General features: G+C 64.0%; 17 protein-coding genes. 8 read left to right on the top strand and 9 right to left on the bottom strand.

Going from position 1 to position 23,394, the window contains the following annotated elements; genetic code table 11:
* The first annotated feature begins 635 nt into the window (after window positions 1-635).
* Both S7S_RS08845 and S7S_RS08840 read left to right on the top strand, forming a co-directional pair.
* Complete coding sequence (locus tag S7S_RS08845; protein ID WP_008737600.1) at window positions 636-1,013, top strand: DUF4398 domain-containing protein; 378 nt, start codon at window positions 636-638, stop codon at window positions 1,011-1,013.
* A 2-nt stretch (window positions 1,014-1,015) separates the two neighbouring features.
* On the top strand, window positions 1,016-1,774 hold the full coding sequence (locus S7S_RS08840) for an OmpA family protein (protein WP_008737598.1): 759 nt from the start codon (window positions 1,016-1,018) through the stop codon (window positions 1,772-1,774).
* Between the two features lie 93 nt (window positions 1,775-1,867).
* Here the strand turns inward: S7S_RS08840 and S7S_RS08835 are convergent, their stop codons facing one another.
* Window positions 1,868-3,445 carry a GMC oxidoreductase gene (locus tag S7S_RS08835; protein WP_008737596.1) on the bottom strand — a complete coding sequence of 526 codons (1,578 nt, stop codon included), beginning with the start codon at window positions 3,443-3,445 and terminating at the stop codon, window positions 1,868-1,870.
* A gap of 183 nt (window positions 3,446-3,628) precedes the next feature.
* Here S7S_RS08835 and S7S_RS08830 point away from each other — a divergent pair, with 183 nt between their 5' ends.
* Both S7S_RS08830 and S7S_RS08825 read left to right on the top strand, forming a co-directional pair.
* A complete protein-coding gene (locus S7S_RS08830) occupies window positions 3,629-4,537 on the top strand; it encodes a ketopantoate reductase family protein (protein WP_008737594.1) in 909 nt (302 codons plus the stop codon).
* 119 nt (window positions 4,538-4,656) lie between these two features.
* Window positions 4,657-5,781, top strand: a complete 1,125-nt coding sequence (locus tag S7S_RS08825) for a prolipoprotein diacylglyceryl transferase family protein (RefSeq protein ID WP_008737593.1) — start codon at window positions 4,657-4,659, stop codon at window positions 5,779-5,781.
* 11 nt (window positions 5,782-5,792) lie between these two features.
* Here the strand turns inward: S7S_RS08825 and nirD (S7S_RS08820) are convergent, their stop codons facing one another.
* The 7 genes from nirD (S7S_RS08820) to nirB all read right to left on the bottom strand — a co-directional run bounded on the left by nirD (S7S_RS08820) (window position 5,793) and on the right by nirB (window position 15,217).
* Entirely contained in the window at window positions 5,793-6,158 is a 366-nt protein-coding gene (nirD, locus tag S7S_RS08820; RefSeq protein ID WP_008737591.1) for a nitrite reductase small subunit NirD, read from the bottom strand.
* A gap of 127 nt (window positions 6,159-6,285) precedes the next feature.
* Window positions 6,286-7,494: an alginate export family protein gene (locus tag S7S_RS08815; RefSeq protein ID WP_008737587.1), complete on the bottom strand. Its 1,209-nt coding sequence runs from the start codon at window positions 7,492-7,494 to the stop codon at window positions 6,286-6,288.
* 75 nt (window positions 7,495-7,569) lie between these two features.
* A complete protein-coding gene (cobA, locus tag S7S_RS08810; RefSeq protein ID WP_008737585.1) occupies window positions 7,570-8,412 on the bottom strand; it encodes a uroporphyrinogen-III C-methyltransferase in 843 nt (280 codons plus the stop codon).
* Window positions 8,406-11,090 carry a nitrate reductase gene (locus S7S_RS08805; RefSeq protein ID WP_008737584.1) on the bottom strand — a complete coding sequence of 895 codons (2,685 nt, stop codon included), beginning with the start codon at window positions 11,088-11,090 and terminating at the stop codon, window positions 8,406-8,408. The genes cobA and S7S_RS08805 overlap by 7 nt, the downstream gene beginning before the upstream one ends.
* Window positions 11,087-12,301 carry an NAD(P)/FAD-dependent oxidoreductase gene (locus S7S_RS08800; RefSeq protein ID WP_008737582.1) on the bottom strand — a complete coding sequence of 405 codons (1,215 nt, stop codon included), beginning with the start codon at window positions 12,299-12,301 and terminating at the stop codon, window positions 11,087-11,089. The genes S7S_RS08805 and S7S_RS08800 overlap by 4 nt, the downstream gene beginning before the upstream one ends.
* A gap of 4 nt (window positions 12,302-12,305) precedes the next feature.
* The gene (nirD, locus tag S7S_RS08795) at window positions 12,306-12,674 is read right to left on the bottom strand and encodes a nitrite reductase small subunit NirD (protein ID WP_008737579.1); all 369 of its coding nucleotides are present in this window, start codon (window positions 12,672-12,674) and stop codon (window positions 12,306-12,308) included.
* Window positions 12,671-15,217 carry a nitrite reductase large subunit NirB gene (gene nirB, locus S7S_RS08790; RefSeq protein ID WP_008737578.1) on the bottom strand — a complete coding sequence of 849 codons (2,547 nt, stop codon included), beginning with the start codon at window positions 15,215-15,217 and terminating at the stop codon, window positions 12,671-12,673. The genes nirD (S7S_RS08795) and nirB overlap by 4 nt, the downstream gene beginning before the upstream one ends.
* Before the next feature lie 612 nt (window positions 15,218-15,829).
* Between nirB and S7S_RS08785 the strand changes: the two genes are divergently transcribed.
* The 4 genes from S7S_RS08785 (at window position 15,830) to S7S_RS08770 (ending at window position 21,956) form a co-directional block, all read left to right on the top strand.
* Entirely contained in the window at window positions 15,830-17,305 is a 1,476-nt protein-coding gene (locus tag S7S_RS08785; RefSeq protein ID WP_008737576.1) for a NarK family nitrate/nitrite MFS transporter, read from the top strand.
* Window positions 17,305-18,969, top strand: a complete 1,665-nt coding sequence (locus S7S_RS08780; protein ID WP_008737573.1) for a bifunctional protein-serine/threonine kinase/phosphatase — start codon at window positions 17,305-17,307, stop codon at window positions 18,967-18,969. Before S7S_RS08785 ends, S7S_RS08780 begins: the two co-directional genes overlap by 1 nt.
* A 341-nt stretch (window positions 18,970-19,310) precedes the next feature.
* The gene (locus tag S7S_RS08775) at window positions 19,311-20,123 is read left to right on the top strand and encodes a formate/nitrite transporter family protein (protein WP_008737570.1); all 813 of its coding nucleotides are present in this window, start codon (window positions 19,311-19,313) and stop codon (window positions 20,121-20,123) included.
* A gap of 93 nt (window positions 20,124-20,216) precedes the next feature.
* Window positions 20,217-21,956, top strand: a complete 1,740-nt coding sequence (locus tag S7S_RS08770) for a bifunctional protein-serine/threonine kinase/phosphatase (RefSeq protein WP_035204849.1) — start codon at window positions 20,217-20,219, stop codon at window positions 21,954-21,956.
* A gap of 66 nt (window positions 21,957-22,022) precedes the next feature.
* On the opposite strand, the gene S7S_RS08765 is transcribed toward S7S_RS08770, so the two are convergent.
* A complete protein-coding gene (locus S7S_RS08765; RefSeq protein ID WP_008737564.1) occupies window positions 22,023-23,327 on the bottom strand; it encodes a nitrate regulatory protein in 1,305 nt (434 codons plus the stop codon).
* Window positions 23,328-23,394 lie beyond the last annotated feature (67 nt).

The following is a 23,394-nucleotide window of genomic DNA, read 5'->3' as shown; positions in this document are numbered from 1 at the left end:
CCGGCCTGCCCCCAGGTCACGTCTGTGACAACCGGTTTCCCCGGCGCGATTTTTGTGAACACGGTTCGTCAATGTAAAAACAATATAACGCTACCTGTACAAAACAACCGGAAACCCTGTCCATTTTCTGTTCTGAATAGCCCGACAGGAAAAATATCGTGCACGTTGTTTCCATCCCTTCACGTAAAAACGATATCCCCTGATTCACCGTGAGATGAATAATTGCCCTGCGCCATCAAGGCGTTCAAGCCGTAACCTGCCGCGCAGAAGATGGCCGAAAAATTGCTTACAGCCCGAATTTTTCAGCTCAAAGTATTGGAAATTTAATAATCTGGAAGCATGTAAAATAAAGCGCGTGCATCTGTTTGCGGTACATGCCATCGCTTAGGATGAATTTGTGTCCTGATATTTCAGCCCGTCACAAAAGCCGGAAGCAGGACACGTGATCCGTCAGGTCAACGCAGCCACCGATGCCCCGGCAGTACGCTGCCGGTCGCTCCAACACACTGCGCCGACAGGACAGACCAGAACGAAGCAGGTGATTGCGGGCTGGATGCCGCTGCCCTGATTCGGCGCCGGCAGGCTGCTGATCCCGGTGTTGTTCTACGTCAAAACTTGCACACAAGGAGATGTCCATGAGGAACGTGAGATGTGCGCGCTTTGCCACCGTGTCAGCAGCAGCCCTGCTGCTGGCCGCCTGTGCCAGTGCGCCAGCCCCCACAGAACAGGTCCAGGCTGCGGAGCTTGCCATATCCCGTGCCCAGAGCACCGATATTCCGCTGCAAGGCCAGGTTGACCTGACCCGCGCGCGGGAAAAACTCGCCGCCGCGCAAAAAGCCATGCAGGACAACGACAACGAACGCGCGGCAAGACTGGCGGCTGAATCACGTGCAGATGCCGAACTGGCCATCGCCAAGGCCGAAACGGGTAAAGCCAAACAGGCAGCCGAAGAGATGCAGAAGAGCATCCAGACGCTGCAGGATGAAATCCGCCATGGGGCAGGAGGCCGCTGATCATGATGAGCATAAAGAAAACTGCACTGACCGCACTGATGGTGGGTTCGGTCGCCATCACCGGCTGCGCCTCAACACCGGAAAACAACCCGGAACTGGATGCCACCCGTGACCGCCTGTCTGCATTGCAGAACGACCCGCAACTGAGTTCACGCGCTCCGGTTGCCATCGTACAGGCTGAACGCGCCGTCACCACGGCGGAAGGCGCCGTGGAAAGCAAAGCGGACAAGGCCGACATTGATCATCTGCTCTACATGGCCAACAACCGCATCGAACTGGCCCGCGCGGAAGCCGAGCGCCGTCTGGCTGAAGATGAAGTGAAAAAGCTGGGCGAAGAACGCAACCGCGTCATTCTGGACGCACGTACCCGCGAAGCACAGATGCTGCGCGAGGAACTTAACGCCAAGCAGACCGACCGGGGCATGGTCGTCACGCTCGGTGACGTGCTGTTCGAAACCGGCAAGGCCGATCTGAAACCCGGCGCGCGCAGTAATCTGGATAAACTGGCGCAGTTCATGCAGCAGTATCCGGAGCGCACCGTACAGGTGGAAGGCCACACTGACAGCACCGGCAGTGACGCGATCAACCGCCGCCTGTCCCAGGCACGTGCCGACGCGGTGAAAAACTACGTCGTCGGCCAGGGCATCAGTGGCGCACGCATTACCGCCGTAGGCAAAAGCAAGGACTTCCCGATTGCGGACAACAGCACCGCAGCGGGCCGTCAGCAGAACCGTCGCGTGGAAATTATTATTTCCCAGTAATAATGACACGCCGGTAATCGCGGGCCGGTCTCGTACCGCAAACGCCCCCTGCGGGGCGGGCCCGGCCCGCGGTTTTTTGAACCATTCCCCTCATCACAGACGTGACGCGGCATACTCCGCCAGCGCTGCAATGGTCCGCGACGGATTCAGCCCGAGCGCCACCGGCACCACACTGCCATCCATCACGAACAGGTTCGGATATCCGAACACTTCGCCCTTTGCATCCACCACGCCCTGCTCCACCGTATCGGCCATGTTGCAGCCACCCAGCGGGTGTGGCGTGACCAGATTGCGGAACAGGCTCCAGGTGGGCGGCACCATGGCCTGTCCACCCGTGGCCTCACTCAGGCGCCGGTGCATGTCGGCCAGCCCCTGCACGGCCTTTTCCGCCGCGCGGTAATCCCATTTCAGCTTCAGCCGGTCGCGCCGCCAGGGCATGTACCAGCGCCGGCCCAACGAGAATTCACCGCCGGGCTGATCCACCGCCTGACCGAACCAGGGCATCATATTGTCCAGCGGATCGCGTCGTGCAATCAGTGCGCCCAGCATGCGCGCGAGCAGGTTCTGCTCCATTGGCACACGCCGCAGCAGCCGCCGTTTACGACGTCGCAGCAGGTTGCTCAGGACATCGGGGAAACCGCCGTCCTCGACAAAAAAACGCGCGCCGTCTTCGCTGCCATCGAGAAAATCAATGGCAGCGGAAATTGTTGGCCCATGGGAAGGCGATATCGTGCGGTGATCATAGAAGGCCGGGGTCATGAAATCGCCGTTGGACAACCAGCCCTTGCCAAGCCGGCCACTGAGCGCCGGCAACGTGCGGTGCTGATCACGGCAACGCAGCAACAGTTCGGTGGAGCCGATACTGCCGGCAGCCAGCACCACCCGATTCGCTTCCAGTTCCGTATCACGTCCCTGATCCAGCCGCCGCACGCGCAAACGGTAGCCGCCGTCAGGCAGCGGCGTGATGCAACGCACCTGGTGCAGCGGGCGCACGTCGACACCCAGGTCTTCCGCTGCCGCCAGGTAATTCAGGTCGAGCGTATTCTTGGCCTGCACCGGGCAGCCAATATCGCAGTTGCCGCAATGCACACAGGTGCCCTGCTGCCGGCCCTGGTCATTGGTCCAGGTCCGCGAGTGACGGTAGTCAAACGGTTGCGGCAGTTGGTAGTGCCAGTCCGGATCGAATGTCACCGCCTGTGGCAACACCCGGAAACGCTCGCCCGCCCCGATCGACTCCGCCGCGTCGCGCATCAATCGGGTGCGGGGCGTGTACTGGTTCGCCGGCAGCGGCTGCACATTCATCATGCGCGCCACTTCGTCGTAATGGGGACGCAGCACTGCGTGCGAGATCGCCGCCGGCCAGCCCTGCTGGAAACGCTCCGGCGGCGCCTCGACACTGATATTGGCATAGATCAAAGATCCGCCACCGACCGCCGCCCCCACCGCCACGCTCATATCGCCGAAATAGCGGAAATCAATCCAGCCGTTCTGCTTTTCCGGTTCGTCTTCATCCCACAGCCAGTGCCGGCCACTGACACTGGGATAATCCGACGGTGCCCAGCGTCGTCCGCGCTCCAGCACCACCACCTTCGCCCCCTTCTCGGCCAGCCGCAGCGCCATCACGGCACCGCCAAAACCGCTGCCGATCACCAGCGTATCCACCCGTTCCATGCTGTCTTCCTTCCCCTGACGACGTGCACAGTTTACGCACGCCTGTTTACGGCTTATCCGCCAACCCCACCCTGAAAGCACCACTCGGCAGAGAATGCTGGCGCTGTCACAAAAGCTACAACACTATACCGGGAAAAATAATAACCCGGGGGCGTCCCGCACCGGCCATCGAGAACGCATGCTATGCGGCCACGTCATATCCTGATTGCCGGCCAGGGCGCCACCGCCACCGTGTTCGCCACCCATTTGCAACGGGCCGGCGTGCAGCCAGTGCTGCTGCGCCGTCCCGGCAGCCCGCCACATGCACACGCCCTGCACCGCCTGCGCCGGCGTCACGCGCCAGAGAGCGTGACAGTGCACCTGCCCAGCGTGACCCACCTGAAAGAACTGCCCCGGCGCCCGGACCAGTTCTGGCTTTGCCTGCCCTCGCAGGCATTGCTGGATGGCTGGCTCGGCGAACAGCTGCAGGCGCTGGGCAACGCCACCCAGGTAGTGAGCTGGACCCCGGACGTGCGTGATCGCACGCGCCTGCGCCAGTACTACGCAGGCCCGATTCTGCAGGGCATGGTGACCTTTTCTGCATTCCGTACGCCACAGCCCTTTACCGACCTGCCCGCCGGCACCGCCTGGTACCTGCCGGCCACCGGCGCGGTGGTGCAGCGTTGTCCGGCCGGGCGCGACCTGGCCCGGCTGTTGCGCGCCGGTGGCCTGCCGGCACTGACCAGCCGCGACCTGCCCTGGCTCGCCGCGCGTGTGAACGCCTTGCTGACTCCATCGGCGGCGGCGCTGGAGCACTGCGACTGGTCGTTGCAGGCGCTGCGGCGATCCGCACAACTTGGTCTGGCGGCACGCGGTGCCGATGAAGCCCTGCGTATCAGTGCGCATTATCTGGATCACGGCGTTGGCCGCCCGCTGCCCCGTGGCCTGTTGCTGCATGCGCTGACCCGGCTGCTGCCGGTGTTCAGCCCGATGCCGCTGGCGCCGTTTCTCGCCCAGCATTTTCGCAAACTGGCGCCACAGACACGACTGATGCTGGATTCATGGATCGAACTCGGTCATCGCCATGCCCAGCCGTGCCAGGCGCTACAGTAACTACGCCAGCAACTGCCCGGCTGACGCCTGTCATAAACACTTCACCGGCCTGTCACCAAAGCGACGGCGGCAGCGGCGACGCTCTGCGCAGCATCACACGGCTTTGACGGAGGTGACTCATGACGCAGACCGCACTGGCCGATCTGTTCCTGCTCTGTATCGGCGCCGCATTCGCCCTGCTTTACCAATGGCTGTTTCGCATCCTGCCCCGCGCGCGCTGGCAGTTTATCGCGGTGCTGCCGCTGGGCCGCGACGCGCAGGGCCACTGGCGTGGCCGCAACCTGACCTTTTACGGTTTCTTTACCGCCTGTGCCGGCGCCATCGCGGTGGCGACCTTCATCCTGCTGACCTCGGCGGTGGGCGCCGACCTCGGCCTGACCCTGTTGCTCACCGTGGTGGTGCTCGCGCTGTGCCTGCCGGCCGCAAAGCTGATCGCCGTGGTGGTGGAAAAAAACCGCCACGGTTTCACCGTCGGTGGCGCCAGCTTCGTCGGCATCATCGTGGCGCCGATCCTGCTCTGGTGGCTGGATACACGCGCCCAGGCATGGTTTGGCACCTCGTTGCCGGTGTTGCCGATGCTGGCCGCCATGGCCATTGCCTACGTGATCGGCGAAGGCGTCGGGCGGCTGGCCTGCATCAGTTTCGGTTGCTGTTACGGCAAGGCGGTGGATGAAAGCCCTGCCACACTGCGCGCACTGGCACAGCGCTACGCCCAGGTGTTTGAAGGGGAAACCAAGAAAATCGCCTTTGCCGGCGGCATGGAAGGCCGTGCCGTGATCCCGATCCAGGCGATCACCTGCTCGCTGTACACCCTGCTCGCCATTGCCTGCGCAATACTGTTTTTCCATCAGCAGTTTGAACTGGCGTTCGGCATTGCGCTGGTGGGCAGCCAGCTCTGGCGGCTGTATTCGGAAACACTCCGCGCCGATTATCGCGGCGGCAGCAAACAGATCTCTGCCTACCAGGTGATGGCCCTGATTGCCTGTGGCTGGGGCATCGGCATTACCCTCGCGCTGCCGATGCATACCGGCATGGCTGCAGACCTCGGCGCTGGACTCGCCGGCCTGTGGCATCCCGGCGTGCTGATCGCGCTGCAGGGTATCTGGGCGGTGATGTTCGTGTTCAGCGGCAGCAGCACCATCACCACCAGCACGCTGCGCTTTGGCCTGGCACCGGACTGGCGCTGCCAGGCCGGCTGTGAGCATCCGCCGGCCTCGCAGCCGCTGGCGCCACCGCGCTATTGAGCCACCGGCTATCAGGCTGCGCGGGCGTGCCGCGACACCAGCAGCCGCCCGTCGCGGACGGTGACCGGCCAGGTTGATAACGCCTGCGTCATGTCCTCCAGGCAGATGCCGGTGCGCAGGCAGAAATGCCGGTCGCTGCCCGGCACCGCCACCACCAGCTTGCCGCGAATTTCGCCAACGCGACCTTGCCAGAGCACATTGCGCTGGGAAAACGGGTCACGGTTGCTGACCGCAAAAAAGCCATCCACGGTGTGAAAGACCGCCACCGGCTGGCCGTTCACCTGCACGGCAATACCGCCATCGAGCACGATATCGGTCACGCTACAGATGTCCTGCCAGCCACTGATCACATCGGACGTCATGTCGTTGTCGCGCATCCCTGTCCTCCCGTCAGTTTTCCTGCGGCCGTCATTGGCCAGCATGACCTGAAGCACTGCAAATGCTGCGCCACATTCAGCGACGGCTGCCGACGAATTTACAAAGCCATGACGCCGTACGCAGCGATCAGAAATTCAGCGTGGCCTGCAGCCATAATTTGCGCGTATCGACGGAAAATTCACGCGCCTGGTAGTCAGCCGCCTTCACCAGCAGATGCAGCCAGTCACGCGCCTGCCAGCCGGCGGACAGATTCCACTCGCGGCCATACGCCGCGTCGCCCGTGGCCGCCTCAAAGCGGTGCGCGCCGAGCGTCCACTGCACCGCCCCGGTGGGCACTGCAACGCGCACATACTGATCCACCAGGCCCGCCGGTGGCGTCGTCAGGAACACATCGGTGAAGCCCTGAAACGCGTGCAAGGTCGCCAGCGGGGTCTGCAACGCCACACCGGCATCCCGGTCGGCGCCCAGCCGCTCCTGGCCAAGCGTCAACAGATAGCCGCGCCAGCCGGCACCCGCTTCCAGCAGCAGGTAATCGGCGCGGTAGCGTTGCGGGTTGTCGTCGTGATCGCGCTGGCGCGCCGCCTCCGCTGTCAGCGGAAAACGCCAGTCGCCCGACACCGGGGAGGCCTGCGCCCGCAGGCCGGCGGTCAGGCTCGACAGCGCCGGTGCATTGTCGAAGGCCAGCGCATAACCATAGCCGACCAGCGTCACCGGCCCGGCCAGCAGGCGCGCATTCAGCAGATGGCTGTTGCTGTCGAGTACGGCAGGTGGCGCGCCCTCTTCCGGGCCGAACACGCGCCGGATGTGCCCCAGCCAGGCGTAGTGCCAGGTGAGTGCCGCCGGCATCCGGTAACGCAGGCTCACCGCATCGAATGTCTGTTCGTTCTGGCGCCAGCCCACCGCGCCGACAAAGCGCTGGTTATCCAGTTGCAGCCGCTGCCGCCCGAGCGTCAGCGCCAGCTGTTCATCCGGTTGCCAATGCAACGCAAACTGGTTGAGATCAGCGCCCTTCGGATCAGCCACCGTCGGGAAGGTACTCTGGCCGTTGCGGGTGCTGTTGAAACGGTCATCGAACAGCCAGGCAACCTGATCGAACTCCGCCTGCAAGCGCCAGCCTGCCCATTCGCCGGAGCGGTAGCCAAGCCGGGTGCGCAATGTGTTGGCCACCGCATCCTGGTCAAAGGCATCAGGCTGCCGTACCTGTTCGAGGCGATAGCGCCAACCCAGCGACAGCTTCCCCCCGGCCAGTGCGTCCAGCGGTGACGCGAGCGTGTTTTGCGGAGCAGAAAACAGCGACAGCGCGACAACCAGCGCACACAGTAAATAGTTGGACATGACGACTCCCCCTGTGATGAATTGACATGCCCTGTCCAAAAAAGCGCCGTGCTGACCGGCGCGAACCACTTGTCGTTATGCCGTGGCCATCTGCTCGATGGCGCACAGTTGTGTCGGGTCACCCAGCGCCACTACCTGCCCGATAATCAGCAGGCAGGGTGACGCCATGGCCGCCTGCTGTGCGGTGTCGGCCAGTGTGTCGAGACGGCAGCGTACCGCGCGCTGCGCCGCCGTGGTGCCATGGCAAATCAACGCCGCTGGCGTCGACGCCGGCAAACCATGCTGTATCAGTTGCTGGCTGATCCGCGCCAGTTCACTCAGGCCCATGTAGCACACCAGCGTGCGCGACGGTTGGGCGGCCAGCGCCGCCCAGTCGGTGTCGGCCGCACCGTCGCGGCGGTGGGCGGTGATGAAGGTGACGCCATCGGCCAGATCACGATGCGTCAAAGGCATGCCGGTGGCGGCGGCACAACCGTGCGCGGCGCTGATGCCGGGCACCACCGACACCGGCACGCCCGCTGCGCGCAGCGCCAGCATTTCCTCGCCCCCGCGGCCGAACACAAACGGGTCACCGCCCTTGAGCCGTACCACGCGACGGCCGGCCTGCGCTTCGCGCACCAGCAACGCATTGATCTCCTGCTGCGGCACACTGTGTGCGCCGCTGCGCTTGCCGACATAAAGGCGGCGCACACCGCGCCGGCAGTGCGCCAGCAACGCCGGCGCCACCAGCCGGTCGTAGACCACTACGTCCGCCTGTTGCAACAAGCGCAGGGCACGTACTGTGATCAGTTCCGGATCACCGGGGCCGGCGCCGACCAGCCACACCTGTCCCTGGCGTGCCGCGCTGCGCCAGCGCGCGAACCAGCGCGGACGCGATGCATCAATGCCCCGATCCCAGGGTGCAAACAGACTCAACATTGGGCGATCTCCTCAGGCGTCCCGGTGCGCACGCGCGCCAGCAGTGTCTTGATTTCCGGCAGGCAGGAACCGCAACCGGTGCCGGCGCGTGTGCATTGCCCCAGTGCCGCCACATCGTGGCAACCGTTTCGCACCGCGTCTTCCAGTGCCGCTTCACGCACCTGGTGACAGCTGCAGACCACAGGGCTGGTGTCACGCGCCCCACCGGGTTGCCCCGCCATCAGTTGCAGTGCATCGGCCGGCGCTGACGCACGCAATTGCTGCACCAGCCAGTCTTCATCCAGCGTGACCAGTGACGGGGCCAGCGCGGCGAAACACACGGGCCGGCCATGGCGATATCCCAGCAGACGAAAATGCCCGCGCGCAGCGTCCACCATCTCGGCCCAGTCGGTGATGGTCGGGCAACGGGCTTTCAGCCAGTCGAGCGTGACGGCACGGCTGCCGGCCATGCGCCAGCGCACCAGCGCACCATCGGGCACACGGCACCAGTAATACTGGCTGTCGGGTGTCTGGACCGGCTCTGCCGTGATCACACGCGCCTGCCACCGGGCGGCATAGCGCTGCAGCCGCACCGGCGTTTGCTTGAACGCCGGCTGGCCGGATTCCTCATCGCAGATCGCCGCCACCAGCGCATCAACGCGGGCCGCGCTGGCAAAACAGTCGTTCCAGTGAATCGGCATGAACACTTCACCCGGCGTCTGTTCATTGCTGGCACGCGCGGCGACCAGGCATTGCCCGAGCGGGCTTTCCACCTGCACCAGTTCACCGTCATCCACACCGGCCGTTGCCAGGTCTGCGGGATGCACCGCGATGTAAGGTTCGCTGACGTGGCTGAGCAGACGGGCAGCCCGGCCCGTGCGCGTCATGGTGTGCCACTGGTCGCGCAGGCGGCCACTGTTCAGCAGCAGCGGCCATTCGGCGGTAGTACGCGCCATGGGCCGGCGCGGTGTCACCGGCGTACAGTGCGCGCGGCCATCGGGAGAAAAAAAGTGGCCGTCAGCAAACAGGCGCTCGGTGCCAGACGCACCGGGCCTGAACGGACCTTTACCGCTGAGCGGCCACTGGACAGGTAAAAGCTGTTCGTACTGCTGGTCGGTCAGTTGCGCCAGCGCGCTGATGTCGAACGCGCGGCGGCCATCGTTTTCATAGCCGGACAAGGCCGCGTGTTCACGAAAGATCTGTGCCGGCGACTGGTACGGGAAGGCCGCTTCGAAGCCCATTCGCCGCGCCACTTCACTGATGATCCACCAGTCCGGCCTTGCTTCGCCAGGCAACGGCAGGAACGGCCGCTGGCGTGAAATACGCCGCTCGGAATTGGTCACCGTGCCGTCCTTTTCGCCCCACGCCGCCGCCGGCAGCCGGATATGCGCCAGCCGCAGCGTGTCGGTATCGGCCACGCAATCGGACACGATGACCGTCGGGCAATGCGCCAGTGCGGCGCGCACCAGGTCCGCCTCCGGCATGGACACGACCGGATTGGTGGCCATGATCCACACCACTTTGATACGCCCCTCGCCCACGGCACGGAACAGGTCCACTGCCTTGAATCCGGGGCTGCGGGCGATGCGGTCGGTGCGCCAGAAACGCGCGACCCGTGCGCACGCCTCGAAGCCCATGTGCGCCGCCAACTGGTTTGCCAGCCCGCCCACTTCGCGGCCGCCCATGGCATTCGGCTGGCCGGTAATCGAAAACGGTGCGGCACCGGGTTTGCCAATGCGGCCGGTGGCCAGATGGCAATGAATAATGGCGCACGCCTTGTCGACACCGGTATCGGACTGGTTGATGCCCTGGGAAAAAACCGTCACCGTGCGTGGCGACTCAGCGAACCATGCGAAGAAAGTGCGCAGTGTTTCCAGTGGCAATCCGCACTGCTGTGCAGTGCTGGCCAGATCAGGACAGGCCTGCGCCGCCGCAGCCAGACACTCTGCGAAACCGCGCGTGTGCGCATCAATGTAGGCCTGGTCCAGCAGCCCTTGCCGCGCGCACCAGGCAAGCAGGCCCGTAAACAGGAAACCGTCGGTACCGGCGGCCAGCGGCAGATGCAGATCGGCCAGGTCGCAGGTGGCCGTTTCGCGCGGATCAATGACCACCACTTTCATGGCGGGGCGCGCCTGCTTCGCGGCTACCAGCCGCTGGTACACCACCGGATGTGTCCAGGCCATGTTCGAGCCGGTGAGGATCACCAGGTCGGCCAGCGCCAGGTCCTGGTAGCAACCGGGCACGGCATCGGCGCCAAAGATTTTCTTGTGCGCGGCCACGGCACTGGACATGCACAGGCGCGAGTTGGTGTCGATGTTCGCCGCGCCGATAAACCCTTTCATCAGTTTATTGGCGACGTAGTAATCCTCGGTGAGCAACTGGCCGGAGACATAGAACGCCACGGATTCCGGTCCATGCGTCTGCATCGCTTCCCGCAGGCGGGCCGCGACCGTGTCCAGCGCCCGATCCCAGTCCACACGGCAGCCGTCAATCTCCGGCGACAGCAGCCGCTCCTGCAGGCCAAGCGTTTCACCCAGTGCGCTGCCTTTCACGCACAGACGGCCAAAATTGGCGGGATGCTGCGCCAGCCCCGTGGCACGCCAGCCGTCCTCCTCACGGTGCATGCTGACGCCGCAGCCGACGCCACAATAGGGACAGGTCGTGTCGCGCTGTGCACCGAGCACCGGAATGGCCGTCATGCCGCCTGCTCCGGCAAGCGGTCACCAAACAGCAGGCTGTCGCGGCAGCCAGACACGTCCTCACCCAGGCGTTGCTCAAACCAGGCCGCGCCGCTGGTATCGCCATACAGCACCACGCCACGCAGCCGGTCGCCCTGCAACCACAGCCGGCGGTAAACACGGGCGCTTGCATCACGCCAGTACAGATCGCTGTCGCCCTGAATATCACCGGCGGAGAACATCGCCACGCCACTGACTTTCAATCGCGTCGCGCTGTCCCGGTAGCAATAGCGCCGGTGGCCCTGCTCGGCCAGATGCGCAGCGCACACGCGGGCCTGTTCGTACAGCGGCGCGACCAGGCCAAAGGTACGCTGCCGATGCTGCACGCATTCGCCCACGGCATAGATCGCCGGATCATACGTCTGCAGGGTGTCGTCGGTGAGTACGCCCTGCTCGCAATGCAGGCCGGCGGCACGGGCAAGCCGTGTATCCGGCGTGATGCCGATGGCCTGCACCACCAGGTCGGCCTTCAGTCGGTGACCGTCCTGAAGACGCACCGCACGCACCTGCCGCCGATGGTCCTCCTCGAACGATGCCGTGCGGGATTGCAAGCAGACCTGCACCCCGCGGCGTTGCAGTTCATCGTGCAGCAAGTTGCCGGCTTCACGGTCCAGCTGACGGTTCAGCAACCACGCGCCCGTGTGCAGCAAGGTCACCGCCACGCCACGCCGGTGCAACGCTTCGGCGGCTTCGATACCGAGGAAGCCCCCGCCGATCACCACCGCTGCACGGCTGCGCGTGCTCGCCTGAATCAGCGCACGGGTGTCGCGCAGATCACGGAAAGTGGTAATGCCCTGTGCGTCGGCCCCGGCGCATTGCAGACGCCGTGGCAGTGATCCGGTGGCCAGCACCAGCCGGTGATACGGCACGCACAACCCCGAACGGCTGGTAACTTGACGGCGACGGCGATCGATCGCGCACACCGGGTCACCGGCGACCAGATGGATGCCCCGGTCGCGATACCACGCTTCATCATGGGTAACGATACTGCTCTCGTCTTTTTCACCACCCAGCACCGGCGACAGCAACACGCGGTTGTAGCCCGGCGCCTGTTCCGCGCTGAACACGGTGATCTGATACCGCGTCGGCGCCAGCGCCAGCAATTCCTCCAGCAGACGGGTGGCCGCCATGCCGTTGCCCACCACCACCAGATGTGGCCGTTGTGTGTTCATGCGCTCACACCAGCCGTGCCTGATGGGACACCAGCACGCGTCCGTCCCGCACCGTCACCGGCCAGGTCGGCAACGCCACCGTCATGTCTTCCAGACAAATGCCGGTGTGCAGGCAAAAGTGTTGTTTGTAGACCGGCGAGGCCACCACCAGTTTGCCGCTTATATCTCCGAGAATGCCGCGCGAGAGCACATTGGCGTCGCTGAACGGATCATGGTTGGCGATGGCAAAGAAGCCGTCCTCGGTATGAAACAGCGCCACCTGGATACCCTGGATGCGGGCAGCCACGCCCGTGCCCGGCATGACGTCGTCGGTTGCGCAGACATCCTGCCAGCCGGCGGAATTCATGTTGTCGAGGTGCACTTTGCTGTTCATGCCGGCTCTCCCTTGGCAGGCGTTTCCATTGCATTGACGGCGAGACGCTCCGCAGCGGTGGCAGGACGTTTCTGGCCCCGCTCACGCACATAGACGATATGTTCATCCGCCGATTCATCGTTCACGAACGAGCGGAAGCGTTTCAGCGCCTGTTCGTCTTCCAGCGTGCGTTTCCATTCGCAGGCGTAGGTATCGACCACCGCCTGCATCTGCATTTCCAGCTCCTCGCCCAGGCCCAGCGAGTCATGAATGATCACGTCCTGCAGATAGGCCAGCCCGCCTTCGAGGTTGTCGCGCCATACCGAGGTGCGTTGCAGCCGGTCTGCGGTGCGGATGTAGAACATCAGGAAGCGATCGATGTAGCGGATCAGCGTGGCGTCATCCAGGTCACTGGCGAACAGTTCCGCATGCCGGGGACGCATGCCGCCGTTGCCGCAGATATACAGATTCCAGCCTTTTTCCGTGGCGATGATGCCGACGTCCTTGCTCTGCGCCTCGGCGCATTCGCGGGTGCAGCCGGACACCGCCATTTTCAGTTTGTGTGGCGAACGCAGGCCGCGATAGCGCTCCTCGACATAGATCGCCATGCCAACGGAATCCTGCACTCCGTACCGGCACCAGCTGCTGCCGACACAGGATTTCACCGTGCGCAGTGACTTGCCGTAGGCATGCCCGGATTCAAAACCGGCGTCCACCAGTTCGCCCCAGATCAGCGGCAGCTGTTCCACCCGTGCGCCAAACAGATCGATGCGCTGGCCGCCGGTGATTTTCGTGTAGAGGTCGTATTTTTTCGCGACGTCGCCGATCACCAGCAGCTTGTCCGGGGTGATCTCGCCACCGGGCACGCGCGGCACCACGGAATAGGTGCCGTCCTTTTGCAGGTTGGCGAGGAAGGCATCGTTGGTGTCCTGCAACCCTGTGTGTTCCGGTCGCAGCACATAGTCGTTCCAGCAGGACGCCAGGATGGACGCCACGGTCGGCTTGCAGATCTCACAGCCTTTGCCCTGGCCAAAGCGGGCCAGCAGATCCGTAAAGGTGCGCACCTCGTGCACGCGTACCAGGTGGTAAAGCTCCTGGCGGCTGTAGGCAAAATGCTCGCAAAGGTGGTTATTCACCTCGATGCCCTGGCGCACCAGCTCTGCATCCAGCACCTGCTTGACCAGCGCCGCGCAGCCACCGCAACTCGCCGAGGCACGGGTTTCACTTTTCAAGGCGCCCACGGTGGTACAGCCGGCACTGATGGCCGAACACAACTGCCCTTTCGAGACGTTATTGCACGAGCAGATTTGCGCACTGTCCGGCAGGGCATCGACACCGAGCGCGGGCTTGCCACCAGCGTCCGGCAGAATCAGCGACACCGGTTGCGGTGGCAACGGCATGTCGTTGAGGCAGAACTGCAGCAGCATGCCGTAGTCGGCCACGTCCCCCACCAGCACCGCGCCCAGCAGTCGCTTGCCCTGCGGGTCGAGCACCAGTTTCTTGTAGACGCCGCTGGCGCCGTCCTCGAATACACAGCTCAGGCTGCCCGGTGTGCGCCCGTGCGCATCGCCAATGGAACCCACATCCACGCCCAGCAATTTCAGCTTGGTGCTCATGTCCGCGCCGGTAAAGCACCGCGTGTCATCACCCAGCAGGCGTGCGGCGCAGGCACGGGCCATGTCATAACCGGGCGCCACCAGGCCAAAGATCCGTCCCTGCCACAGCGCCACTTCGCCGATGGCAAAAATGTCCGGGTCCGAGGTCTGGCAGGCGTCATTGATCACCACACCGCCGCGCTCGCCGAGTTCAAGCCCGGCGTCGCGCGCCAGCGCATCCGCAGGACGGATACCGGCGGAAAATAGCACCAGATCCGTCTCCAGCGATTCACCGTCGGCGAATGCCAGCCGGTAACGGCTACTTTCGCCGCTGACAATCGCCGATGTGGCCTTGCCGGTATGCACCCGCACACCCAGCGCCTCGATCTTGCCGCGCAACAGGCGGCCGCCGTTTTCATCCAGTTGTACCGCCATCAATTGCGGCGCGAATTCCACTACATGGGTTTCCAGCCCCAGCCCGTTCAGGGCACGCGCCGCTTCCAGGCCCAGCAGGCCACCACCGATGACCACGCCGCGTTTCGATACGGCGGCGCTGTCGCGAATGGCTTCAAGGTCCTCGATGGTGCGGTACACCAGACAATGCGGCTGGTCGTTGCCTGGAATGGGCGGTACGAACGGATAAGAGCCAGTGGCCAGCACCAGCCTGTCATACGCCACCCGGTCGCCGTTGCTGCTCAGTACCACGCGTGCCTCGCGGTCGATCCGCTCCACCCGTTCACCCAGGCGCAACCTGATCCCGTGCTGCTCGAAAAAAGCCGTGCTGGTCAGCGCCAGGTCTTCGGTGGTGGCGCCACTGAACCAACTGCTGAGCTGCACCCGGTCATAGGCTGGCCGGGGTTCTTCACAGAACACCGTAATGTGATAGCCATGTTCGCGGGCAACCAGCTCTTCCAGCAGGTGCTGCCCGACCATGCCGTTGCCGATAATCACCAGTTCAGGTCTGCTCATGAACGCAACGCTCCTTCACCTGTCCGGCCTCTCCGCCCTGCCGGCACACAGGCCAGCGAAGTATGGAAAAGAGGCACAAAAAAAAGCGCTCACTGCCCGGGGGTGACCGGACCGTGAGCGCCTTTGCTCATTCATTCATCATGTTTTGCGATGCATACACCCAGGCTCGCCATTGAGCCGGGCGTGTTATGCACCGGACTGTCTCGGCAAGAGTCTCAGCAAGAGTTGTGCCAGCTTTCCGGCATGGGCGCCGACCAGCGCCAGAGCGCCCTCACAGCCGTCTTTCGCCATCGTGCAGCATCACGACTCGGCTGCGCGTGGAATTTCCCTGCATCACGCTTGTGCATCGCGCACCACAAGCATGCACGCCAGCGCAGCGCCGGCGACGAACAAACCGGCCCATGACCGCAGAACATCAGGTGTCCGCTTGCTGGTATGCATCCTGCATCCTGCCCTGCGGACAGCGCGCGGCAATGATGCCGCGCGCCACCTGTAACACGGGCAACGGCGCCCACCCACCCGGTTTTTCCGCCGGGCAGGTCCGGCGCCGTGGCATGCACGACACCCGGACGGGTGGGCCCGGTCCCCGCTATTCGCGAGTACGGAGACCTCATGGCTGCACAGCACGCGCGACTCAATCTGCTGAACCTGTCCGAACCCCGCATACGCCTGTTGCACCTGAGCTGGATGGCGTTCTTTGTCAGCTTTGTGGTGTGGTTTTCCCATGCCCCGCTGATGGGCGATATCCGCGAGGTGTTTGATCTCACCAGCGACCAGGTCAAGGCGCTGCTGATTCTCAACGTGGCGCTGACCATTCCCGCCCGCGTCGTCATTGGCTCACTGGTGGACCGCTTCGGTCCACGGCGGGTGTTTGGCTGGTTGCTGATCATCGCCGCACTGCCCTGCTGGGCATTCGCGCTGGCCACTACCTATGAACAACTGGCCGTCACGCGGCTGCTGCTCGGTTTTGTCGGCGCCGGCTTTGTGGTCGGTATCCGCCTGATCAGCGAATGGTTCCCGGCCAGGGAAGTGGGGCTTGCGGAAGGCGTGTACGGCGGCTGGGGCAATTTCGGTTCAGCGGCGGCGGCCATGAGCCTGCCGACGCTGGCGCTCCTGTTCGGCGGCGACAACGGCTGGCGCGGGGCTGTGGCCTGTACCGGCGTGCTGTCCTGCGTGTACGGTCTTGTCTTTCTCTGGCGGGCGCGCAACACGCCCGCCGGCGCATCCTATTTCCGTCCGAAAAAAGCCTCGGCACTGGAAGTCAGCAGCCGCCGCGATCTGTTTTTCTATCTGGCCATGTGTGTACCGCTGTACGGGGCGCTGCTGGTGATCGTCTGGCGTCTGGGACCGGGCCAGCTCGGCCTGTATGGCCTGAACGCACAACTGGCGCTGGTCGCCGTCATCCTCAGCCTGGCCATCGTGCAACTCTGGCAAATCTGGCGCGTCAATCATGCCCGGCTGCGCCAGGGCGTGCCCGAACACGACCGCTATCGCTTCCGGCAAGTGGCGATTCTTGACCTGGCCTATATGGTGACGTTTGGTTCCGAACTGGCCGTGGTGTCCATGCTGCCGCTGTTCTTTATCGACACCTTTGACCTGACCGCCGTCACCGCCGGCCTGCTCGCGTCCGGTTTTGCCTTCATGAATCTGGTCGCCCGCCCCGGCGGTGGCTGGCTGTCCGACCGCTTTGGCCGCAAACGCTCGCTGGCGCTGCTGCTGGCCGGTCTGGTGCTCGGCTATGGCCTGATGAGCCAGATCGGCAGCGGCTGGCCACTGGCCCTGGCCGTGATGGCGACCATGCTTTGTTCGTTCTTCGTGCAGGCGGGCGAAGGCGCGGTGTTTGCCACCGTGCCACTGATCAAGCGCCGCCTGACCGGGCAGATCGCCGGCATGGTGGGCGCCTATGGCAATGCCGGTGCGGTCTGTTTTCTCACCGTGCTGACGTTCGTCGATGCTTCGGTTTTTTTCCTGGTCATCGCAGGCTGTGCCGCCGTGACCCTGGCCACGGTGCAATGGCTGGATGAACCGCGCGGCCACATCGCCGAGGTGGATGAACACGGCCAGGTGCAACTGATCGAGGTGAACTGATGACGAGCATGCCGGCCACGCCTGACGTGGGCCAAGCGACGCTGCATGTGCGTGTGGGCCAGTACAGCGAAGCGGGCGTCAAAGCGGATAATCAGGATGCGCTGGCGCTGCGCCTGCCCTTTGGTGAGCCGTTGCGCACCAAGGGGCTGGTTGCCGCGCTGGCCGATGGCCTCAGCTCCGCTGGCGCCGGCCGCGAAGCGGCCGAGGCCGCCGTGCTCGGTTTTATCCATGACTATTACGCCACGTCACCGCTCTGGAGTGTGCCGCGTTCGGCGCAGCGGGTGCTGGAAGCCCTCAACCGCTGGCTGTGCCGCCGCACGCTGGCCGGCGAGGATCATCTGTGTACGCTGTCGGTACTGATCCTGCGCTCGCGCGTGGCGCATCTGTTCCAGGTCGGTGATTCGCGTATCTGGCGGCTGCGCGGACAGCAACTGGAATGTCTCACCGAAGATCACAGCCGCCAGGCCGGCGGGCGGCGCCTGCTGACCCGCGCCATGGGCGCCGACACGCGCCTGGACGTGGATTATCGCCACTGCGCGCTGCAACAGGGCGACGTCTTTCTGCTTACCAGCGACGGCATCCACGATGTGCTGTCCGCCACCATAATAGCGGCCACTCTGTCCGCATCGGAAACGCCACAGGCCGCCGCCGAACAACTGGTGCAGCGCGCTCTTCAGCACGGCAGCCGCGACAACGTCAGTTGTCAGGTTCTGGAAGTGCTGACCCTGCCGGAGGCGAGCGCCGACGACGCACTGGCCTCATTGCGCGGGCTGCCCCTGCCGCCGCCGATGATTGCAGGCATGCGTATTGATGGCCTGACCGTGGTGCGCGAACTGTATGCCAGCGCGCGCAGCCACCTGTATCTGGTGCGTGACAGCGACGGCCAGCTCAGTGCACTCAAGGCGCCTTCGGTGAACCTGGAAGACGATGCCGCGGCCCTGGCCCGCTTTGCCCTGGAAGGCTGGATCGCGGCGCGCCTGCGCAGTGCCCACCTGCTGAAGCCCCTGGCCGGCGTGGCAGCGCAAAGCTGCCTGTACCAGCGGCTGGAATACATCGACGGCGTCACCCTGCGCCAATGGCTGCGTGAACACCCGGATGCCGCCGTGGAAGAAAAACTGTATCTCGCGGATCAGTTGCTCAACGGCGTGCGCGCCCTGCACCGTGCCGACGTCATGCATGGCGACCTGAAACCCGACAACATCATGGTGGACCGCAACGGGCTGGTGAAACTGATCGACTTCGGCAGTTGCCATTGCCGTGGACTGGAGCAGCCACCGCCCGCCCTGCCACTCGGCACCCGTCACTATAGCGCACCGCATATCCGTGCTGGCGCCAGACCGGATGAACAGGGGGACCTGTATGCGGTGGCGGTGATCATTCACGAAATGCTGACCACCACGCTGCCGGAACCGGACAGGCCGACACTGCGCCTGCAGCAACACAATGCGTTTGTGCCAGCCTGGCTGAACAACGTCCTGCACCGCGCACTGCATCCCGAGGCCACGCCCTATGCCGATGCTGCCGAGTTCCGCGCGGCGTTGCGCAGCCCGGCCACACAACCGGCGGTCATTCTCCATTCTGAACGCAACACGCTGCGCTGGTGGCAGGCCGGCTGCATGATTCTGCTGGTGCTGCTGATCACAAGCCTGGCCCTGCACGGGTGAAAAAAACACCCGGCACCGCCCCACCGGAATGCACGCGCACCAAAACAAGGCGGGGATTTTTCCGCTTTGTCATGCAGCACAGCGCATATTTGCTGACCGCAGCACGAACAGAACCTCTGGCATACTTCCTGCATCACTGCAGAGGCAACACAGCGACAGGGACATGCCCAATGGCGGGCATGCACTGATCGCAGGGCGGCTCTTTTTCAGGCCGTCGCGGTAACACAGGGCAATGGCGCCCACACGCTTCATCGGCCATCTGGCCGGGCAGCGGGTGGGCGCTTTTTTTTTGTGCGCCGGAAACGGCCACGTGTCTCTACACTGGAAAGCAGAGAATCGCTATGTCTTATCTGGTCCCGTCGGAATTTGTTTCGAAAATGGTGGACGCCGGTGAATCCAAACTCTACATGGCCACCCGCGACGCCTTGATCCGCGCCTACATGGCCGGTGCCATTCTCGCCCTGGCTGCGGTCTTTGCCGTGACTGTCTCGGTGCAGACCGGGTTTCCGATCCTCGGCGCGATGCTGTTCCCGGTCGGCTTCTGCATCCTTTACCTGATGGGTTTCGACCTGCTCACCGGCGTATTCGTACTGACACCGCTGGCACTGTTCGACAAGCGCCCCGGCGTGACACCCGGTGTCATCCTGCGCCATTGGGGCGTCGTCTTTACCGGCAATTTTCTCGGCGCACTCACCGTCGCCCTGATGATGGCCATTGTCTTTACCTACGGTTTCTCCACCGAACCCAATCAGGTAGGCCAGGTGATTTCCCATATCGGCGAAGACCGGACCCTGGGTTACAAGGAATACGGCGCCGCCGGCATGCTGACCATTTTCATTCGCGGCGTACTGTGCAACTGGATGGTGTCGTTGGGTGTGGTGGGCGCGATGATCTCGACCACGGTGGGCGGCAAGGTGATCGCCATGTGGATGCCGATCATGCTGTTCTTCGCCATGGCCTTTGAGCATTCAGTGGTGAACATGTTTCTGTTCCCCTCCGCGCTGATCATGGGCGGTGATTTTTCCGTCATGGATTATCTGATCTGGAACGAAATCCCGGTGGTGCTTGGCAATCTGGTCGGCGGCCTGTCGCTGACCGGCCTGACGCTCTACACCACCCACCTGCGCACCGGCGCGGCCCGCGTATTGCGCTGAAGCACGCGATACATTCCACGGTTCACCAAGCCCATCGGCCTGCCCCGAGCCCACGCGGGTCAGGCCGGTGGCACCCCCCTTACCGAGGCGCGCATGAGCGAGGCAAGCATGAGCGGGTTGTCCGTTTCCTTCGGCCAGTACAGTGACAAGGGACGCAAGCCGGCCAACCAGGATTGCCACGGCCTGTTCCTGCCCGACGAACCGCTGCGCAGCACCAAGGGTATCGCCGTGGCGCTCGCAGATGGCATTGGCAGCAGCAGCGTCAGCCACATTGCCAGCGACTGTGCCGTGCGGGGTTTCCTGTCGGATTATTTCAGTACGCCGGACACCTGGTCAGTCAAGCAGTCCGCGTCGCGCGTACTGATGGCGATTAACGCGTGGCTGTATGCGCAGACACGCCAGAGCCAGTTCCGCTACGACATGGACCGGGGCTACGTCTGCACGCTCAGCGCGCTCGTGCTGCGCGGCAGCCAGGCCAGTGTGTTTCATGCCGGCGATTCACGCATTTACCGCTGGCGCGATGGCGAGCTGGAGCAACTCACCACCGATCACCGGCTCTGGGTGTCGCGCGAGCAGCATTACCTGAGCCGGGCGCTGGGCATCCAGCCCCATCTGGAACTGGATTACCTGCATTGCACACTGGCGGCAGGCGATCTGTTTCTGTTGGTGACCGACGGTGTGTACGAATACCTCGGACATGCCGAAATAACTGAACTGCTGCGTACAGCCACAGCGCTGGATGACACCGCGAAGCACATCGCCGATCAGGCACTGGCACACGGCAGCGACGACAACGTGACCGTACAACTGCTGCGCGTCGAAACGCTGCCGCCCCACGATGCGGAGACACAACTTGGCCAGGCCAGGGCATTGCCCTGCCCGCCCGCGCTGGCACCGCGCACGGCATTCGAAGGCTATTCGATACTGCGCGAACTGCACCAGGGGCACCGCAGCCAGGTGTACCTGGCGCGGGATGACGCTCACCAGCAGACGGTGGTCATCAAGGTGCCGTCCACCGAGGCACGCGATGATCCGGCCTGGCTGCAACGCTTTGTCATGGAGGAATGGATCGCCCGCCGTCTGGATCATCCCCATGTACTGCGTGCCGTGCCGCCGACACGGCCGCGCCGCTACTGCTACACGGTAACCGAATATATCGACGGGCAGACATTGCGCCAGTGGCTGCATGATCACCCCGCAGCGGCGCTGAGCAGCGTGCGCGATATCGTCCGGCAGATCGCCAGCGGCCTGCGTGCGTTTCACCGGCTGGAAATGTTTCACCAGGACCTGCGCCCGGACAATATTCTGATCGACCGCAGCGGCACCGTGACACTGATCGATTTCGGTGCCACCCGTATCGCCGGCCTGCAGGACCAGCTACCGCACGCCCTGCGCGACAGCCTGCTCGGTACGGCCCCCTACACTGCCCCGGAATGTTTTCGTGGCCACGACAGCCACGAGGGTTCCGACCTGTTTTCGCTCGGCGTCATGGCCTACCAGCTACTCACCGGCCAGCTCCCTTATGGCACGGCGGTCGCCGCTGCCAGTCTCAGTGGTCGGCAGCATCGGCTGCGCTACCGCCCGCTGACGCAGTATCGCCAGGACCTGCCACCCTGGCTCGATGGCCCGCTGCGCAAGGCGGTGCACCCCGATCCCAACCAGCGTTATGCGGCGCTGTCGGAATTCCTGTTTGATCTGGAGCATCCCAATCCCGCCCTGCACGCCGGCACCGCCGCCCCGCTGCTGGAACGCAACCCGCTGCGGTTCTGGCAATTACTGTCGTTGGTGTTGGCGCTGGTGCTGGCAACGGTGCTGGTGTGGCATCCGGGTTAGGTGGGCAACTGGATCACAACCCAAAGCCACCCGAGCTCATTACGGCCAGTGTGATCCCCAAAGACCTTATTCCCACACGTCCTGCATGCTGACCACTGCGCGCGCCACATCCACCAGCCGCCGGCTCTGGTTCATCGCCATCTGCCGCAGCAGGCGGTACGCCTGTTCCTCGGTCAGCTTGCGGTGTTTCATCAGCAGGACTTTCGCCCGCTCCATCAGCTTGCGTTCCTCCAGTGCCGTGCGCGCCGCGTTCAGTTCATCATACATGGCCTGCAAACGCTGCGATTGCAACTGCACCAGCTCGATAATCGAGCGGCCCAGCCGCGGGCTGACGCCTTCGCTGTGGTAACTGTCCGGCTCACCGGTCGCGCCCTGTGTGCCGCAAAAGACGATGTAGGAATCCCTCGGCTCCGCTTCCTCCGCCAGCACGGATTCAATCAGTGACTGATGGCGGGCCAGCCCGTCACGGGCTTCCGCCAGCTTGCCAGCGCACTGGCTGTGCAGGCGTGATTCAAGATAATCCTCAACGCTTTTCATTGCGTCGATGCGCTCGGTCGTCAATTCGAACCAGCGATCACTGAGTGATTCATCCACCCGGGACTGATCACGCTGCGCCGCCGTGCACGCCAGCCGGCGCAGCCGTTCCAGTTCCGCTACGGCGGGGGCGCCCTGCACGCCACGCCACAACGCCAGCGCCTGTTCATCGGCAAAACTTTCGAATATCTGGAAGCAGCGCTCCTGCGCTTCGAGCAGATGCAGCAGCCGTTCGCTGAGCACATTGTCCAGTTCGCCCCGCGCAAACCCGGCACACCCGGCAGCACGCTCCTGCCCGGCCAGTTCCTTGCCCTGCATGAAATTGAACATCGCCACCAGGGTGCGCGAAATGGCCGGGTCTGCGGCGTTCTCTGCGGCTTCGAAGACCACCGCCAGCAACCCGCGCACCAGTTCGCTGTAGCAGCGCACGGCTTCTTCCGGCGTCAGTTTCTGCGCGCGCACCTGCTCTCGCACCTGGGGCAGTTCCGACAGGGTATGTACGCAATACGCCAACCGGCTGAACAGGCGGCTGGCGCCGATCATGCCGCCGGCGTGATCCAGTGTTGCCAGGGCCGCATCGAAGCGGGCCTGCTGTGCATCCACGTCGGCGCTGAGCGCCAGCAGCCGGTCAGCGTGGCGACGTCCGTGGGCGCCAAGATACAGGTTCGAGGCACCCCGTTCGCGTTGCAGGGCGTGGACCAGATTGCTGATCGCCACGACCAGGCGCCCCATGCCCAGAAACGCTTCCAGGCTGAGCATTTCGCTTTGTCGCGATGCGATCAGAAAATCCGTGGCACTGGGCGGCCGATGGCGGTCCCCCGGGGGAATCCTGTGCATGTCCTGGCATCCTCTGAGCGGTGTATGCCCGGAATCATGCAAGGAACAAGCCAGCGCCGGCACCATG

The sequence above is a fragment of the Isoalcanivorax pacificus W11-5 genome (assembly GCF_000299335.2).
Classification (GTDB): Bacteria; Pseudomonadota; Gammaproteobacteria; order Pseudomonadales; family Alcanivoracaceae; genus Isoalcanivorax; species Isoalcanivorax pacificus.
This window is presented reverse-complemented; position numbering and strand designations above follow the sequence as displayed.